This is a genomic window from Candidatus Pantoea soli, from assembly GCF_007833795.1.
Taxonomy (GTDB): Bacteria; Pseudomonadota; Gammaproteobacteria; order Enterobacterales; family Enterobacteriaceae; genus Pantoea; species Pantoea soli.
The window spans coordinates 2,929,904-2,945,099 of record NZ_CP032702.1; the positions used below are offsets into that span (position 1 = coordinate 2,929,904).

The following is a 15,196-nucleotide window of genomic DNA, read 5'->3' on the forward strand; positions in this document are numbered from 1 at the left end:
CCGTGCGGGAGAGGGCCGGCAGGCGTCAGCGCTACAGCAGTGAGCCCCAGTGCTCTACCCAGGGAGTGGCGACAGATTCCGGCTCCGGATGTTCAATCGCATCCACCAGCAGCACCTCACCTACCCGCTGTGCCTGCTGCTCCTGCAGCGTGGCATCAAAGGTTTTGCCCGCCCCGCAGAAGTTCTGGTAACTGCTGTCACCCAGTGCAATCACCCCGTAGCGCAGATCGGGCTGATGGCCGATCTCATCCCGCACCTGGACGTACAGGCGGGCGATATTATCCGGGAAATCGCCCTGGCCGGTGGTGGAAGTCACAATCAGCACCACGTGCTGGCGGTAAGCCTGCCAGTCCGCCAGTGACGGATCTTCAAACACCTCCACCTCATGGCCCTGCGCCTGCAGCACCGGCTGCGCCTCTTCGGCGACCAGCAGCGCATTGCCGTATACCGTACCTGTAAAAATGCCAATCTTTGCCATCTTGCCGCTCCTTTATTCTGTCGGCTTATCCTGGACTGCCTCAGGCGCAAACTCAACCCTCGGCACGTCGGGCAGCTGATCCTGCCAGCTGAACTGCTGCAGCATCTGCTGCCACACGCGATCCAGGCCGGCACGGATCACCAGCGGCTCGCCGGTGACCGGATGGTTTAATGACAGCGCGCTGGCGTGCAGCATCAGGCGATCGATACCGAAATGTGCGGCGGCCCCGCGGTTCTGGCGCAAATCGCCGTGCGCACTGTCGCCGATAATCGGATGGCGCAGATGCGCCATGTGGCGGCGCAGCTGATGCTTGCGCCCGGTACGCGGTGACATCGCCACCAGCGAATAACGGGCGGTGGTGAATTTGCCTATCGCCACCGGCAGCTCAGCATGAGCCAGCGCCTGGTAATCGGTAACCGCCGGCTGCGGCGCGCAGGGTGCCGCTGAGAATTTGTCGGCAATTTTATCCCGCTCTTCCAGCAGCGGATAATCCAGCGTGGCCCCGCCCGTCAGCCAGCCGCGCACGACGGCATGATAGGTTTTTTGGATCTGGTGCTGTTCAAACTGCTGCGCCAGCAGGCGGCCCACCTCACTGGATAAACCCATCAGCAGCACGCCGGAGGTCGGGCGATCCAGCCGGTGGACGGTGAAAACGTGCTGACCGATCTGATCGCGCACCGTTTGCATCACCACCACTTTCTCTTTACGGTCGAGCCAGCTGCGATGCACCAGCCAGCCCGCCGGCTTGTTGACCGCCACCAGCCAGTCATCCTGGTAAATGATCTCCAGCATCAGGCGAGGGGATCCTGGAACAGTGCGTCGAGCTGGCTCAGCGTGGCCAGCAGTGCCGTATAGCCGCGCGTTTCTGCGGGCAGCGCCACTTCATAATAGGGCGTGATCGCCATGTTGTGCGGCAGCGGTGCGCCGGCCGCGACCAGCGCCTGCATCCGCGGAATCAACACCCATTGCAGCCACTCTAATGGCTCCAGCGTGTCCAGACAGAAAGGCTGTGTGCTGTTGAAGGCTTCCGCCTCCGGCGCGTGCGTCTGCCAGTGGTCGTGCTCGCGCATTACCGCTTCAACCTGCTGCAGCCGCTGAATGATCAGGTGCGACATACGCCACCTCCAGTGCAAAATCGGGCGGCAAGCATATCACTACTCGTTTGAGGTGAAAAACAGCATAAAAAAAGGGAGCACTGTATCTACAGTGCTCCCGGTTCGTTTGCAGCATTCCCGCCACCGCTGTGCTCCCTGCTCATCCATGACAACTGTTCCTGCGCTATCCGTCGCCTGTCATCGTGACATTGGTCCTTAGCATCCTGGCCCGCCACATCCCGCGTGGCTCTCATTCTCCGTCCTGGAGGTGTCCCTGACTCAATCCTGAGTGTCCTGCTTCATCCTGAAGCCTTCCGTGTGCCGTAAACTCCGTTACGTTCCTGCCACCTGGCTGACATTCTCCTGAACGTCTCTCAATCCATGGCTTCCTGCCAGTGGTGACTATTCTGTCAGAAACCATCGCAATAACAAGCCGCTAACGGCGGTTAAATGAACATATCGCAGCCTGATTTTCAGAATGATGCCATAACTGCATGATTCACAATATCTTTACAAATCCAGCTTCCGTAAGTCTGCAACACGTTCCGGCGATCTCTCACACGCGGTGTGCGATATATCTTACAAATGCCGGGATGAAAATCTGCATATCAGTCACTAACGGGTTGTAAACCATTAAGAAACGTCTCAATCCCCGCCGCCAGTACCGTGCGTTTTTTCGTACCGGGCTGTTCCAGAATGACCTCCCCGGTGAGATTACACAGGGCAATCACCTCCTGCTCTGAGTCAGTGGTGGCAATAAAAAGGGTTGGACTCTGTTTCAGACGGCGCTTCATGACCAGGTGACCAATCAGGTTCTCCTGCAAGCGGGTAAAATCGGATTCGCTCCAGACCTGCACCAGCGAGACCGGCCGCTGCGCAAATGTCGCCGTCATATCCCCGGCTAACTGGGTGGTGTAAAAAGCGCTGATGGCCGGCTGCAGCCGGATATCCAGCGCACGCTCCACCGCGTCCAGCGTGGCGGGCAAAGTAAACGGCTGCGGCTGCCACAGCACGCGGTCCGGCAGCGTGCTGACTACGCATGGCGAAGGCACGCCCAGCAGCGCCTCGCTGGCCGGCAAATGACCTTGCTGCTGCTGCCAGTGATTAACGTATCGGGCGGTAAACTCACGCAGTGCCTCTGCAGTTTGCTGCATCATTCATCTTCTCGCGGGTGATCGGTTACACTTAGCCCCTTTGACAGGATTATGTGGTAACCGTTATGTCTTCTGAAAATCGTAATTCGGCGCTCAGCGGCCTCACTCTGGGTAAGCCCACGGCTTATGTTGATCACTACGATAACACGCTGCTGCAATCTGTGCCGCGCAGCCTGAATCGTGAGCCGCTGGGTCTCTATCCGGATACCCTGCCGTTTCATGGGGCGGATATCTGGACGCTCTATGAACTCTCCTGGCTGAACAGCAAAGGCGTGCCGCAGGTCGCCGTTGGCGAAGTGGTGCTGCGCGCCGACAGCGCCAGTCTGATCGAGTCCAAAAGTTTCAAGCTCTATCTTAACAGCTTTAATCAGACGGTATTCGCTGACTGGGGCACAGTGCGGCAGACGCTGGAGCGCGATCTCAGCGCCTGCGCTGGCGGTGAAGTCAGCGTGGCGCTGTTTCGCCTGAGCGAAATCGAAGGCCAGCCAATCGGCCACTTTGACGGCAGCGTGATTGATGAGCAGGATATTATCATTGATGATTACGGCTTCAGTGCCGATTATCTGGCTCAGGCAGCGGGCAATGAAGTGGTTGAAGAGACGCTGGTCAGCCATCTGCTGAAATCCAACTGCCTGATTACCAACCAGCCGGACTGGGGATCAGTGATGATCCGCTATAAAGGGCCACGTATCGACCGCGAAGCGCTGCTGCGCTATATCGTCTCCTTCCGTCAGCACAACGAGTTTCACGAGCAGTGTGTTGAGCGCATTTTCAATGATATTCAGCGCTTTTGCCGCCCGGAAGCCCTGACCGTTTATGCGCGCTATACGCGCCGGGGCGGCCTGGATATTAACCCGTGGCGCAGCAACGTGCCCTTTACGCCCTGCCACTCCCGTCTGGTGCGCCAGTAACAGTTTGCGAGACATCTCGCAGGCCGCTGCACGGACGCGCGGTTCCACTTGAGCATTCACGGTGGGTAACGTTACTCTGAGACAGGCGCACGGGTGACAGCCAGCGTTCAAAGGATTTTCGTCACTGCGCTCAGTTCGTTAAGCGCAGCGTCATCAGTCACGCATTGGCGTGTAAAGGAGTTCTCTTGATTACACATATCAGCCCTCTTGGCTCGATGGATCTGCTCTCCCAGCTGGAAGTGGATATGCTGAAGCAAACTGCCAGCAGCGACCTCTACCAGCTGTTTCGTAACTGTTCACTTGCGGTGCTCAATTCCGGTAGCCAGACCGACAGTAGTCACGAACTGCTTTCCCGCTTTCAGAACTTCGATATCAACGTGCTGCGCCGCGAGCGCGGTGTCAAACTTGAGCTGATCAACCCACCGGAAGAAGCCTTCGTTGATGGCCGTATCATTCGCTCGCTCCAGGCGAACCTGTTTGCCGTGCTGCGCGACATTCTGTTCGTCAATGGTCAGCTTTCTACTGCCGGACGCTATCGCGACGCCGACGTACAGGATTCCGCGCACATCACCAACCTGGTGTTTTCCATTCTGCGCAACGCCCGTGCCCTGCACGTGGGCGAATATCCCAACACCGTTGTGTGCTGGGGCGGCCACTCGATCAACGCCGTGGAGTATCAGTACTGCCGTAATGTCGGCACACAGATGGGCCTGCGTGAGCTCAATATCTGCACCGGCTGCGGGCCCGGTGTAATGGAAGCGCCGATGAAAGGCGCCGCCGTAGGCCATGCGCAGCAGCGCTATCACGACAGCCGCTTTATCGGCCTGACGGAACCGTCAATCATCGCCGCTGAGCCGCCGAATCCGCTGGTGAATGAGCTGATCATCATGCCGGATATCGAAAAGCGCCTGGAAGCCTTTGTGCGAATTGCCCACGGCATCGTCATCTTCCCGGGTGGCGTCGGCACGGCGGAAGAGTTGCTGTATCTGCTTGGCATCCTGATGAATCCACACAATAACGATCAGGTGCTGCCGCTGATTCTGACCGGGCCGCGCGAGAGTGCGGATTACTTCCGCGTGCTGGATGATTTCATTGTGAATACGCTGGGGGAGTCGGCACGTAAACACTACAAAATCATCATCGACGATGCGGCGGAAGTGGCGCGCCTGATGAAGAAAGCCATGCCGCAGGTCAAAGAGTATCGTCGCGAAACCGGCGACGCCTACAGCTTCAACTGGTCAATCCGCATTGCGCCGGATTTGCAGGTGCCGTTCCTGCCCACGCATGAAAATATGGCGAACCTGAATCTGTTCCCGGACCAGCCGGCAGAAAAACTGGCGGCCGATTTACGCCGCGCGTTCTCCGGCATTGTGGCGGGTAACGTGAAGGAGATGGGCATCCGTGAAATCCGTGAAAAAGGCCCGTATAAACTGCGCGGTGATGCTGCGCTGATGCACCGCATGGACGAACTGCTGCAGGGCTTTGTGGCGCAGCAGCGCATGAAGCTGCCGGGCAGCGCCTATATCCCCTGCTACGAAATCATCAAATAACCTATCAGGAGGCAGCCTGCGGGCTGCCCTATCGCTATGTCGCTTCATCTGTTAATTATTGACGCGCTTAATCTTATTCGCCGCTTGCATGCGGTTCAGGGATCGCCGTGCCGCGATGCCTGTACTGCGGCACTGCACCAGCTGCTTGGCCACACGCGGCCGACGCACGTGGTAGCGGTTTTTGACAGCCACATTCGTCAGCCCGGCTGGCGCCATCAGCTGCTGCCGGATTACAAAGCTGGCCGCCCGCCAATGCCGGAGGATTTACAGCAGGAGATGCCCGCATTACAGGAGGCGTTCCGCGCGGCGGGAGTCAGCTGCTGGACAGCCGATCGCGATGAGGCTGACGATCTGGCCGCCACGCTGGCGGTAAAAATGGCTGACGCCGGTCACCAGGCAACCATCGTTTCCACCGACAAAGGCTATTGTCAGCTGCTGGCGCCGGCGATACGCATTCGTGATTATTTTCAGAAACGCTGGCTGGATGTGCCGTTTATTGAGCAGGAGTTTGGCGTTGCGCCCGCGCAGCTGCCGGATTACTGGGGACTGTGCGGCATCAGCAGCAGTAAAATTCCCGGGGTGCCCGGTATCGGCCCCAAAAGTGCCCGGGAGCTGCTGCTGCAGTTTGGCTCGCTGGAAGCGCTTTATCAGCAGCTGGATCAGGTGCCCGGCAAGTGGCAGGGCAAATTACGTGAGCAGCGCGCGATGGCCGAGGTTTGTCGTCAGGTCGCTACCCTGAAGCGCGACCTGGTTTTACAGGGCAATCTGAATACGCTGCGCTATCAGCCATAGCGTACCGCCCGTCCGGGGCTGGTGCCGGACATCGCCAGGTGACACGGCGTCAGCCCGTCAGCCCGTCAGCTTGCCACCTGCGAAATACTTTGTGCTACAGCAAGGCGGCCAGAGCGCCTGTCCCCGGGGGCATACATCAGTATGTCACCGGAGACGGGCAAACGCAGCCAGTGCCGCTGTCGTGCAAAGGATAAAGCAGGTCATGGTTCCCGTCTCCGGGGGCATACATCAGTATGTCACCGGGGCGGGCAAACGCAGCCAGTGCCGCTGTCGTGCAAAGGATGAAGCAGGATTAGCGTTCGTCGCGTCGTCCGCCCACCGCCGCCCAGATCCTGCGCACATGGACGGTGATCTCTTCGCGGTCGTGATACAGCTGGCGTGCCTGGATCTGGGCGTTGATGCCCTTTTCTTTCAGCGCCGCGTCCATCATCGCCAGATTGGCGGTGACTTCTTCATAGCGTTTTTTCATCGGCAGTTTGAGGTTGAAGATCGCCTCACGGCACCAGCCGTTTACCAGCCATTCGGTCATCAGGCTGGCAACGCGCACCGGTTTTTCCACCATATCGCACACCAGCCAGCTGATGTTGGTGCGCGGCGGACGGAATTTAAAGCCATCCTCACGACAATGTGTAACCTGCCCGGTGTCCATCAGGCTCGGTGCCATCGGGCCGTTATCCACGGCGTAGACCCACATGCTGCGTTTCACCAGCTGGTAGGTCCAGCCGCCAGGACAGGCACCAAGATCCACCGCGTACATGCCGCTGGCCAGACGTTCATCCCACTCATCGGCAGGCACAAACACGTGGAACGCCTCTTCCAGCTTGAGCGTTGAGCGGCTTGGAGCGTCAGCCGGAAACTTCAGGCGCGGAATCCCCATGTAGAAAGGCGAATTGTTCTCTGGCAGGGAGTAGCCGACATAGCAGGTACCTGGCGCAATAAAGAAGACATGTACCACCGGCCGCTTCGGGCTTTCGTAGTTCAGCAAAATGTTGCTGGCGCGCAGGCTGGCGCGCAGCGGCACCGTCAGCTTGCGGCAGAATTTTGTCAGCTCTTTGGCTTCATTGGTGTCCGGCACTTCCACGCGCAGCTCACCGCCTTTTTCCACCACGCCTGTCAGCATGCCGGTAATCGGCGTAATACGATCTTCCGGCGGCAGATCGCGCAGTAGTTCACCTACCACCAGCATCTGACGGGCAAAAATCAGTTCAGCAAACGGCAGCGTTCGCATCAGCTTCTCAGCATCTTCCGGCTGATAGCACTCAAACAGGACATAACCGGATTCTTCTTTGACGCGCGGGAAGCCGTAGATTTCGCGCTCTGCCGCTTTCGCGCTAATCTCCGCCGCGCACTCTTTTTCAAATCCGGGACGGCAATAGAGTAAAACTTTATTCATGGCGATCTGCCTTTCGTTTCAGACGCAGTGCGCCAATCAACATCAAAAACCAGCCCGTCAGGAAGCATAAGCCACCGACCGGCGTAACGAACACCCAGAACGTCAGGTGTGACAGCGCCAGACAATAGAGACTGCCGCTGAAAAGTACGGTACCCAGCGCCATCGCCGCGCTGCTCCAGTAGAACCAGATATTGGCGCGGCGCAGCATGGCAGCGCCGAGGCCAATCACGGCCAGGGTATGATACGCCTGGTATTCCAGCCCGGTATGGATCCACGCCATTTCCGGCTGGCCAAGGGATTTGCTCAGCACGTGTGCGCCAAACGCCCCCCATGCTACCAGCAAAAAGCCGCTGATCGCGGCAAACACAAACATGGCACGACTGGACATGTCATTAATCCTCATGGTGAAACCGCGCATCACTGTGCGGTAAGCAGTGCATTAGTGGTCGTAGCGAAAATGGAATTTTTCTTGTTCAGCTGCGGCTTTTTCCAGAATCCACTGGCGAAAGGCGGCTATTTTACCCAGTTCTGCCTGGCTGTCATGACAAACCAGATAAAAAGCATTTTTACTCACCAGCACATCGTTAAACGGACAGACCAGCCTGCCGGCTTCGATTTCACTCTGCGCCATCACGTTGTTGGCCAGCGCCACGCCCTGGCCATGAATGGCGGCCTGCAGCACCATCGCGCTGTGACTGAAAATCGGCCCCTGCTGAACGTTAATGTGCTGCAAACCTAACTGACGGATATAGGATTGCCAGTCACGGCGCGACGCGTCATGCAGCAGCGTAAAGTGGGCAAGGTCAGCCGGTGATTTCAGCGGATGGTCGCCGGTGAGCAGCAGCGGCGAGCACACCGGCAGCAGATATTCGGCGTACAGTTTTTCCACGCGCAGTCCCGGCCAGTTGCCGCGCCCGTAGAAAATGGCCACATCAACATCGTCAGCCAGCTTCTCTTCGTCACGGTCTACTGCCTGGATACGCACATCAATCCCCGGATAAGCCAGATTAAAGCTGGAGAGACGCGGAACCAGCCACTGAATGGCGAAGCTGGGCAGCAGGCTGACCGTCAGCGCCCCCTTGGCACTGCGCGCCTGCAGTTTGCGCGTGGCGTCGTTAAGCGCAGAGAAGATCTCTTTGATATCCAGATAATAACTTTGTCCTTCTTCTGTCAGCAAAAGCGAACGATTCCGCCGGCGAAACAGCTTAAGACCGAGAAAATCTTCCAGGGATTTAATCTGATGGCTGACAGCGGCCTGGGTAACAAACAGCTCTTCGGCAGCTTTGGTAAAGCTTAAATGGCGGGCCGCAGCATCAAAAACACGTAAAGCATTAAGCGGCGGAAGGCGTTTAGACATGGTTTTCCGTATCCGGATTCATAGTGTAAAACTTTGACTTATACAAAGTCGTTACGTATTAGTTTTTTTAATCCGAGACATTATAATTTGTCCGTTGAGGAAGCTCCAGCAAATACCTATAGTTGCCGCACTTCCTGAGCCGGAACGAAAAGTTTTCTGGAAACGTGCGTGAGATCGCAGACTTTTGGAAAGCTTTTGGCTTGTGGTCGTGATGTTGTGTTTGCATTTTGATCTGAACTTTGCAGATCAAGCTTTTAATTCCTGTAGATTTACCCTGTCTGTCCATAGTGATTTTAAATAGCACCGCAAATTGCGGTGCTTTTTTTTTGCTGCAGCACATCCCTGTGCCTTCTCCGGCTCCCCCGGCGGCCCGTCAGCGCGACGGTTCACCTTGCCCGCAGAATATTGCCTGAGGCTTACTGCCCCATCTCCACCATTTCTTTCACATCCGAACGGTTAATCTGCTGCTCGTTGCCATTGGCATCTTTATAGCTGATCATACCGGTTTCATCGTCAACTTTTGGCTTGCCGTCCGCAACAATGGTACGACCATCATTGGTATGCATCACGTAGTTGCTGGAACAGGCGGCCAGGGTAAAGGCCATGGTGCACACGGCCAGCACTGCGGCGAGTTTATTCATCTTCTATCTCCTTGCAGATTGATTGCATTAAACCACCCGCGTGCGCCGGCTATGGCAGCAAACAGCACGTCCGACGAAAAAGGTCGATACGTTATGCGGGTTTCGGTTCAAACCTTGCAATAATTAGCTTAACGCGCTTTTGCAGCTTTGCCAGCAGCGGACCGGCTTTCAGCCTGGTCCTAACCTTCAGAAAGTGAGCAGAGTATGACCCTTTTCTCTCCTGGTGATTTTCGCCAGCAGTTTCCCGCGCTGAGCGATGCGGGCGTTTATCTCGACAGTGCCGCCACCACCCTGAAACCGCAGGCGGTGATTGATGCCACCGCGCAGTTTTACAGCCTGAGCGCCGGCACCGTGCACCGCAGTCAGTTTGCCGCCGCGCGCGCGCTTACCGAACAATATGAGCAGGCCCGCAGCCTGGTGGCTGGCTGGCTGCACGCCGCCGACGATCGGCAAATCGTCTGGACGCGTGGCACAACCGAGGCCATTAATCTGGTGGCGCACAGCTGGCTGGCTCCGCGTCTGCAGCCAGGCGACGAAATTATTGTCAGTGAAGCCGAGCATCACGCGAACCTGGTTCCGTGGCTGATGGTGGCGCAGGCGCACGGGGCAAAAGTCGTTAAGTGGCCGATTGGTGCCGATCGGCTGCCGGATATCACACTGCTGCCGCAGTTGCTGAACGCGCGCACCCGGCTGCTGGCTGTCAGCCAGATGTCCAACGTCACCGGCGGCAGCCCGGATCTGGCTCAGGCCATCGCGCTGGCGCACAGCGTGGGTGCCAGAGTGATGGTGGATGGCGCGCAGGGCGTGGTGCACTGCCCGCCGGACGTGCAGGCGCTGGACATTGATTTTTACGCCTTTTCCGGTCACAAGCTCTACGGACCGATGGGTATTGGCGTGCTGTACGGTAAAGCAGAACTGCTGGAAGCGATGTCACCCTGGCAGGGCGGCGGCAAAATGCTGACGCAGGTTGATTTCAGCGGATTTACCCCGCAGCCGGTGCCGTGGCGCTTTGAAGCGGGCACGCCGAACGTGGCCGGCGTGGTGGGCCTGAGCGCCGCACTGACGTGGCTGGCGCAGCATCACGCCGGCAAAGCGGAACTGTGGAGCCAGCAGCTCGCCTGCCTGGCAGAAGAGCAGCTGAGTACTCTCCCCGGTTTTCGCAGCTTCCGCTGCGGCAACGCCAGTCTGCTGGCGTTTGATATTGAAGGCATGCACCACAGTGATATCGTCACGCTGCTGGCTGAACAGGGCATTGCCCTGCGCGCCGGACAGCACTGCGCCCAGCCGCTGATGGCGGCGCTGGGCGTCAGCGGGACGCTGCGCGCCTCCTTTGCCCCTTATAATAATCTGCAGGACGTCGACGCGCTGGTGCGCGCCCTGCGTCATGCCGTGGAATTACTGAGTGAGTAAACCAATGACATCCACCCTGCTTGCGCCGCATCCGTTTGGCGATCTGATCACCGAAGCCAGTCTGACGGAAAAATTTGCCCATTTTCATCAGTGGGAGGATCGCTACCGCCAGCTGATTCAGCTCAGCCGCCAGCTGCCGGCACTGCCGGAAGCGCTGAAAAGTGCAGAGAACGAACTGAGCGGTTGCGAAAACCGCGTCTGGCTCAGCAGCCAGCTGCGGCCCGACGGCACGCTGCATTTCTACGGCGACAGCGAAGGGAGAATTGTACGCGGTTTGCTGGCGGTACTGCTGACCGCGGTGGAGGGAAAAACGCCGGCAGCCCTGCTTGCGCAGGACCCGCTGGCGTTATTTGACACCTTAGGACTGCGTGCACAACTCAGCGCGTCGCGCAGCAGCGGGCTGAAGGCGCTGGCGGCAGCGGTACAGCGCGCGGCCCGCGCCCATTACGCTGGCTGACGCGCCGCGCGCGCCAGAAACTTCTTCAGCGCATGCGAAACCGCCACAAAGCCAAAGGTGGCAGTCACCATGGTGGCTGCGCCAAAACCGGCAGAACAATCCATGCGCTTTGGCCCTTCTGCCGTGCTGCGTGAGGCGCACACGCTGCCGTCCGGCTGCGGATAAACCAGCGCCTCGGTGGAGAAGACGCAGTCAATCCCCAGTTTGCCTTTGCTGTTTTTCACCACGCCGAAGTCACTTTTCAGCCGCTCGCGTAATTTCGCGGCCAGCGGATCCTGAATGGTGCGGGCCAGATCGCTGACCTGAATCTGCGTCGGGTCAATCTGCCCGCCCGCGCCGCCGGTGGTAATCAGCGGGATCTTGTTGCGGCGGCACCAGGCGATCAGCGCCGCTTTAGGCCGCACGCTGTCAATGGCATCAATCACATAATCAAACCCGCCTGCCAGCAGTTCTGCGGTGTTGTCCGGCGTAATGAAATCATCAACACAGATAACCTCGCATTCCGGGTTAATGGCGCGCAGGCGGGCCGCCATGACCTCGGTTTTGGCCTGCCCCACGTTGCCCTGCAGGGCGTGAATCTGCCGGTTTGTGTTGGTGATACAGACATCGTCCATATCAATCAGCGTGATTTTGCCGATGCCGGTGCGTACCAGCGCCTCTGCCGCCCACGATCCTACGCCACCAATGCCAATCACGCAGAAATGCGCGTCGGCAAACCGCTGCAGCGCGTCCTGCCCGTATAACCGGGCGGTGCCGCCAAAACGCTGCCGCCAGGCATCGCTTACCCCTTTCATATCACCCCTTTCATGTGGCGCGCCGGTTGCGCACTCAGCAAAAAACAGCGCGGAAGCGTATCAGTTCGCCCCGATCAGCAATGAACCATTATTGCCGTTTTGCGGATTGCTGAACAGCGGCTGGCCGGCTCCCGGCGCGGCTTTCAGCACCCAGACGCGACCATAATGGTTATAGAAACCGGCAAGATGCGCCGCATCCGGCCCCACGCCCTGATAAATATCAAAGTGCTGGCCTTTGATCGCGCCGCCCACATCCAGCGCCACCATCAGGCGCATTTCATATTTACCATTGAACTTGCCTTTCTCATTCAGCTGCGGCACTTCGGCCAGCAGCGCGGTCCCGGCCGGGATCAGCGAGCGGTCAGAAGCCACAGACGCTTTGGCAATCAGCGGCACGGCGCTGGCACCGCGTACCGGCACGTACTCTTCCGGTTTAAAGAAGACAAACGATTGGTTGGTCTCCAGCACTTCGCGCACCTCCTGCGGAGAGTGCGTCTGCGCCCACTGGCGAATCGCCTGCATCGACATGTCTTCACGCTTCACTTCACCGCGATCGATCAGCTCTTTGCCGATGCTGTGGTAGGCCCAGCCATTTTTACCGCCATAACCAAAGAAGCGCAGCGGACGGCCGTCACCGAAATCCACGTAGCCGCTGCCCTGCACATCCATCATAAAGTTATCGATGAGCGAGTTGCTCCACGCAATCACGTAGCGCTCGTCCAGAGCGCCGTTATAAATGGCGGCGCGGCTGGGCAGCTTCTGCCCGCGCGGACGCGGCGGCATACGGTAAATCGGGTACTGGAACTCGCCCTGACGGGTATAGCGCGCTTCCACTACCGGCGTGTAGTAGCCGGTGAATTGCACATTCCCGTAGTTATCCGTGCCTTCCATCTGATAGGCGTTCAGGCCGAACTGGCGCAGCTGGCGCGTGTCGGCACCGGAAAGCAGCCAGTTCTGAATAGCGCTGTAGGTGCTGAGATGGCGCCCATACAGGCCCGCCGAGGCGGACTGAATCTGCTGCACCTGCAGGCCGAAATCCCGACCATTCACCGGACGACCTTTGGCGTTCGGTTCATTGACCAGCCCGAGCGGCTGCTCCAGCTTGCCATCAATATATTGCTGACCGCGATCGGTCGGCTTCGAGCTGCAACCCGCCAGCAGCGCGAAAATCGCGCCAGTAAGTGCATACTTCGCCCATTGTCCTTTCATGACGTTCTCTTTTTCTGATTGTTGGCCCGGCGACGATAGCAAAGGGGCAGAGAGAATGAAATCTGCCTCCGCCCCTCGCGCGCACATCTGTATAATAAATCACCGGATGGTTAATTTATTCAGCAACTGATTGTCTGTTTAGGGCTTTAACGCAAAAAAGGGGTTGCATCAGCCTCTGCCAGGTGTATAGTGCGCATCCACGGACGCGGGGTGGAGCAGCCTGGTAGCTCGTCGGGCTCATAACCCGAAGGTCGTCGGTTCAAATCCGGCCCCCGCAACCAATTCTTCTGTAATGAAGAGACAATATGCAGCGTCGCGTTAAGCGACAGACGGACGCGGGGTGGAGCAGCCTGGTAGCTCGTCGGGCTCATAACCCGAAGGTCGTCGGTTCGAATCCGGCCCCCGCAACCAATTGTCTTAAAGAAGAATACAATGTGAAGCGTCGCACAATGCGACAGACGGACGCGGGGTGGAGCAGCCTGGTAGCTCGTCGGGCTCATAACCCGAAGGTCGTCGGTTCGAATCCGGCCCCCGCAACCACTTCTTCTGCTGAAGAAACACACTAAACACCTTAACGGGTGTTTTTTTGTTTCTGGCTTGCGGAAAAGCGGCATCTCTGCCGCCCTGCCCTCAGCGTCGTGCCAGCACGCCGCCCTTTTCAAAATACGCCTTAATGCCATGCAGAATGGCTTCCGCTACCTGATGCTGATAGCGCGGCGTGCGCAGCTTACGCTCCTCTTCAACGTTACTGATAAACGCGGTTTCCACCAGAATCGACGGGATGTCCGGCGCTTTCAGCACGGCAAAGCCGGCCTGATCCACCGTGCGCTTATGCAGATGGTTAATATGCCCCATGCGCGCCAGCACTTCTTTACCAAACTTCAGACTGTCGCTGATGGTCTGCCGCTGCACCATGTCAAACATGGTGTGATCGAGGTAGCGGTCGCCGCTCATGCTGACGCCCCCAATCAGGTCGGATTCATTCTGCGTCTGCGCCAGAAAACGGGCAGCGGCGGAGGTAGCCCCGCGCGTGGAGAGGGCAAACACCGAGGAGCCACGCGCCGCCCGGCTGGTAAAGGCATCCGCATGAATAGAGATAAACAGATCGGCGCGCTGCTTACGCGCTTTCGCCACCCGCACGCGCAGCGGGATGAACACATCTTCATTACGCGTCATGTACGCTTTCATGTTGGGCTGTTTATCAATCAGGGCTTTCAGATAGCGGCCAATCTTCAGCACGATATCCTTCTCACGCGTTTTGTATTTGCCGTGCGCGCCGGGGTCTTCCCCGCCGTGTCCTGGATCGACCATGATGATAATCGGCCGATCGCGCCCCGCTTTGCCAGGCAGCGGCGCCTGGGCGGGCTGATCGCGCTCCAGATCGCCCTGATTGTAATCATGCAGTAACGCCAGCAGTGGATCATCCTGCGCTGTCGGCTGGCTGGGATAGAGATCCACCACCAGCCGGTGCCGGAATCCGGCCACCGGCTCAAGGGTAAAGGTTTTTGGCGCGACGTGGCGCTTCAGTTCCAGCACGATGCGCACGGTATGGGGATCAAACTGCCCGACACGCGCGGTTTTGATCCAGGGATCGTCCACGCGCACCAGTTTATCAATACCTCTGAGCGTGCTGTTAATCTGCAGGTTCTCCACATCAATCACCAGCCGTTCGGGGTGACTGAGCGTGAACTGTTTGTACCTGAGCGGCACGTTTGATTCCAGCGTGACGCGTGAATAGGTAGAAGAAGGCCAGATACGTACCGCCACAATGTGCTGACTGGCTGCCAGCCCGGTACGCGTTACGCTCAGCAGCCATAAGGCGCCAGCGCCCTGTAAAAGTCGTCTACGGGTAAAAGCTTCGGACATGCCGCTCCAGCTACTGTTTTATGTCTAAAATATCGTCAGTTAATGACCAGAAGGCGAAAACTTTATTCAGTAAGGAATGTCTTGTCTTGC

General features: G+C 58.1%; 16 protein-coding genes and 3 tRNA genes. 8 read left to right on the forward strand and 11 right to left on the reverse strand.

Features of this window, described 5'->3' with window-relative positions; all coding sequences use genetic code 11:
- Positions 1-31 precede the first annotated feature (31 nt).
- The 4 genes from D8B20_RS13660 to syd form a co-directional block, all read right to left on the reverse strand.
- Positions 32-478 carry a flavodoxin gene (locus D8B20_RS13660; RefSeq protein ID WP_145889367.1) on the reverse strand — a complete coding sequence of 149 codons (447 nt, stop codon included), beginning with the start codon at positions 476-478 and terminating at the stop codon, positions 32-34.
- Between the two features lie 12 nt (positions 479-490).
- The gene (truC, locus tag D8B20_RS13665) at positions 491-1,270 is read right to left on the reverse strand and encodes a tRNA pseudouridine(65) synthase TruC (RefSeq protein WP_145889368.1); all 780 of its coding nucleotides are present in this window, start codon (positions 1,268-1,270) and stop codon (positions 491-493) included.
- Positions 1,270-1,593, reverse strand: coding sequence for a YqcC family protein (locus tag D8B20_RS13670; protein WP_145889369.1), 324 nt, complete (start codon positions 1,591-1,593; stop codon positions 1,270-1,272). The genes truC and D8B20_RS13670 overlap by 1 nt, the downstream gene beginning before the upstream one ends.
- A gap of 587 nt (positions 1,594-2,180) precedes the next feature.
- Positions 2,181-2,729, reverse strand: coding sequence for a SecY-interacting protein (gene syd / locus D8B20_RS13675; RefSeq protein WP_145889370.1), 549 nt, complete (start codon positions 2,727-2,729; stop codon positions 2,181-2,183).
- 62 nt (positions 2,730-2,791) lie between these two features.
- On the opposite strand from syd, the gene queF reads away from it, so the two are divergent.
- The 3 genes from queF (at position 2,792) to xni (ending at position 5,979) form a co-directional block, all read left to right on the forward strand.
- Positions 2,792-3,637 (forward strand): NADPH-dependent 7-cyano-7-deazaguanine reductase QueF, encoded by an 846-nt coding sequence (gene queF, locus D8B20_RS13680; RefSeq protein WP_145889371.1) that lies wholly within the window; start codon positions 2,792-2,794, stop codon positions 3,635-3,637.
- A gap of 185 nt (positions 3,638-3,822) precedes the next feature.
- Complete coding sequence (gene ppnN / locus D8B20_RS13685) at positions 3,823-5,187, forward strand: nucleotide 5'-monophosphate nucleosidase PpnN (protein ID WP_145889372.1); 1,365 nt, start codon at positions 3,823-3,825, stop codon at positions 5,185-5,187.
- Positions 5,188-5,223: 36 nt separating this feature from the next.
- A complete protein-coding gene (gene xni / locus D8B20_RS13690) occupies positions 5,224-5,979 on the forward strand; it encodes a flap endonuclease Xni (RefSeq protein ID WP_145889373.1) in 756 nt (251 codons plus the stop codon).
- Between the two features lie 292 nt (positions 5,980-6,271).
- Here xni and rlmM read toward each other — a convergent pair whose 3' ends face one another.
- The 4 genes from rlmM to D8B20_RS13710 form a co-directional block, all read right to left on the reverse strand.
- Entirely contained in the window at positions 6,272-7,372 is a 1,101-nt protein-coding gene (gene rlmM, locus D8B20_RS13695; RefSeq protein ID WP_145889374.1) for a 23S rRNA (cytidine(2498)-2'-O)-methyltransferase RlmM, read from the reverse strand.
- On the reverse strand, positions 7,365-7,760 hold the full coding sequence (locus tag D8B20_RS13700; protein WP_145889375.1) for a DUF423 domain-containing protein: 396 nt from the start codon (positions 7,758-7,760) through the stop codon (positions 7,365-7,367). The genes rlmM and D8B20_RS13700 overlap by 8 nt, the downstream gene beginning before the upstream one ends.
- 51 nt (positions 7,761-7,811) lie before the next feature.
- Positions 7,812-8,729, reverse strand: a complete 918-nt coding sequence (locus tag D8B20_RS13705) for a transcriptional regulator GcvA (protein WP_145889376.1) — start codon at positions 8,727-8,729, stop codon at positions 7,812-7,814.
- A gap of 416 nt (positions 8,730-9,145) precedes the next feature.
- Positions 9,146-9,370, reverse strand: a complete 225-nt coding sequence (locus tag D8B20_RS13710) for a YgdI/YgdR family lipoprotein (RefSeq protein ID WP_010616412.1) — start codon at positions 9,368-9,370, stop codon at positions 9,146-9,148.
- A gap of 204 nt (positions 9,371-9,574) precedes the next feature.
- Between D8B20_RS13710 and csdA the strand changes: the two genes are divergently transcribed.
- Entirely contained in the window at positions 9,575-10,780 is a 1,206-nt protein-coding gene (gene csdA, locus D8B20_RS13715; protein ID WP_145889377.1) for a cysteine desulfurase CsdA, read from the forward strand.
- Between the two features lie 4 nt (positions 10,781-10,784).
- Positions 10,785-11,237, forward strand: a complete 453-nt coding sequence (gene csdE / locus D8B20_RS13720) for a cysteine desulfurase sulfur acceptor subunit CsdE (protein ID WP_145889378.1) — start codon at positions 10,785-10,787, stop codon at positions 11,235-11,237.
- Here the strand turns inward: csdE and tcdA are convergent.
- Both tcdA and mltA read right to left on the reverse strand, forming a co-directional pair.
- Positions 11,225-12,031 (reverse strand): tRNA cyclic N6-threonylcarbamoyladenosine(37) synthase TcdA, encoded by an 807-nt coding sequence (gene tcdA / locus D8B20_RS13725; protein WP_145889379.1) that lies wholly within the window; start codon positions 12,029-12,031, stop codon positions 11,225-11,227. The genes csdE and tcdA overlap by 13 nt on opposite strands.
- A gap of 60 nt (positions 12,032-12,091) precedes the next feature.
- The gene (gene mltA / locus D8B20_RS13730; RefSeq protein WP_145889380.1) at positions 12,092-13,240 is read right to left on the reverse strand and encodes a murein transglycosylase A; all 1,149 of its coding nucleotides are present in this window, start codon (positions 13,238-13,240) and stop codon (positions 12,092-12,094) included.
- Positions 13,241-13,444: 204 nt separating this feature from the next.
- Between mltA and D8B20_RS13735 the strand changes: the two genes are divergently transcribed.
- From D8B20_RS13735 to D8B20_RS13745, 3 genes are all read left to right on the forward strand, one after another.
- A tRNA-Met gene (locus tag D8B20_RS13735) sits at positions 13,445-13,521 on the forward strand.
- Between the two features lie 53 nt (positions 13,522-13,574).
- A tRNA-Met gene (locus tag D8B20_RS13740) sits at positions 13,575-13,651 on the forward strand.
- Between the two features lie 52 nt (positions 13,652-13,703).
- Positions 13,704-13,780, forward strand: a tRNA-Met gene (locus tag D8B20_RS13745).
- A gap of 90 nt (positions 13,781-13,870) precedes the next feature.
- Here the strand turns inward: D8B20_RS13745 and amiC are convergent.
- Positions 13,871-15,106, reverse strand: a complete 1,236-nt coding sequence (amiC, locus tag D8B20_RS13750) for an N-acetylmuramoyl-L-alanine amidase AmiC (RefSeq protein ID WP_145889381.1) — start codon at positions 15,104-15,106, stop codon at positions 13,871-13,873.
- Positions 15,107-15,196: the final 90 nt, after the last annotated feature.

What these genes read in the sequence shown, in the direction of transcription:
- D8B20_RS13670 (WP_145889369.1), bottom strand. Translation starts at nt 1,593, where the DNA reads ATGTCGCACCTGATCATTCAGCGGCTGCAGCAGGTTGAAGCGGTAATG.
- D8B20_RS13660 (WP_145889367.1), bottom strand. Translation starts at nt 478, where the DNA reads ATGGCAAAGATTGGCATTTTTACAGGTACGGTATACGGCAATGCGCTG.
- csdE (WP_145889378.1), top strand. Translation starts at nt 10,785, where the DNA reads ATGACATCCACCCTGCTTGCGCCGCATCCGTTTGGCGATCTGATCACC.
- amiC (WP_145889381.1), bottom strand. Translation starts at nt 15,106, where the DNA reads ATGTCCGAAGCTTTTACCCGTAGACGACTTTTACAGGGCGCTGGCGCC.
- D8B20_RS13700 (WP_145889375.1), bottom strand. Translation starts at nt 7,760, where the DNA reads ATGTCCAGTCGTGCCATGTTTGTGTTTGCCGCGATCAGCGGCTTTTTG.
- queF (WP_145889371.1), top strand. Translation starts at nt 2,792, where the DNA reads ATGTCTTCTGAAAATCGTAATTCGGCGCTCAGCGGCCTCACTCTGGGT.
- mltA (WP_145889380.1), bottom strand. Translation starts at nt 13,240, where the DNA reads ATGAAAGGACAATGGGCGAAGTATGCACTTACTGGCGCGATTTTCGCG.
- csdA (WP_145889377.1), top strand. Translation starts at nt 9,575, where the DNA reads ATGACCCTTTTCTCTCCTGGTGATTTTCGCCAGCAGTTTCCCGCGCTG.
- rlmM (WP_145889374.1), bottom strand. Translation starts at nt 7,372, where the DNA reads ATGAATAAAGTTTTACTCTATTGCCGTCCCGGATTTGAAAAAGAGTGC.
- syd (WP_145889370.1), bottom strand. Translation starts at nt 2,729, where the DNA reads ATGATGCAGCAAACTGCAGAGGCACTGCGTGAGTTTACCGCCCGATAC.
- xni (WP_145889373.1), top strand. Translation starts at nt 5,224, where the DNA reads ATGTCGCTTCATCTGTTAATTATTGACGCGCTTAATCTTATTCGCCGC.
- tcdA (WP_145889379.1), bottom strand. Translation starts at nt 12,031, where the DNA reads ATGAAAGGGGTAAGCGATGCCTGGCGGCAGCGTTTTGGCGGCACCGCC.
- D8B20_RS13705 (WP_145889376.1), bottom strand. Translation starts at nt 8,729, where the DNA reads ATGTCTAAACGCCTTCCGCCGCTTAATGCTTTACGTGTTTTTGATGCT.
- D8B20_RS13710 (WP_010616412.1), bottom strand. Translation starts at nt 9,370, where the DNA reads ATGAATAAACTCGCCGCAGTGCTGGCCGTGTGCACCATGGCCTTTACC.
- truC (WP_145889368.1), bottom strand. Translation starts at nt 1,270, where the DNA reads ATGCTGGAGATCATTTACCAGGATGACTGGCTGGTGGCGGTCAACAAG.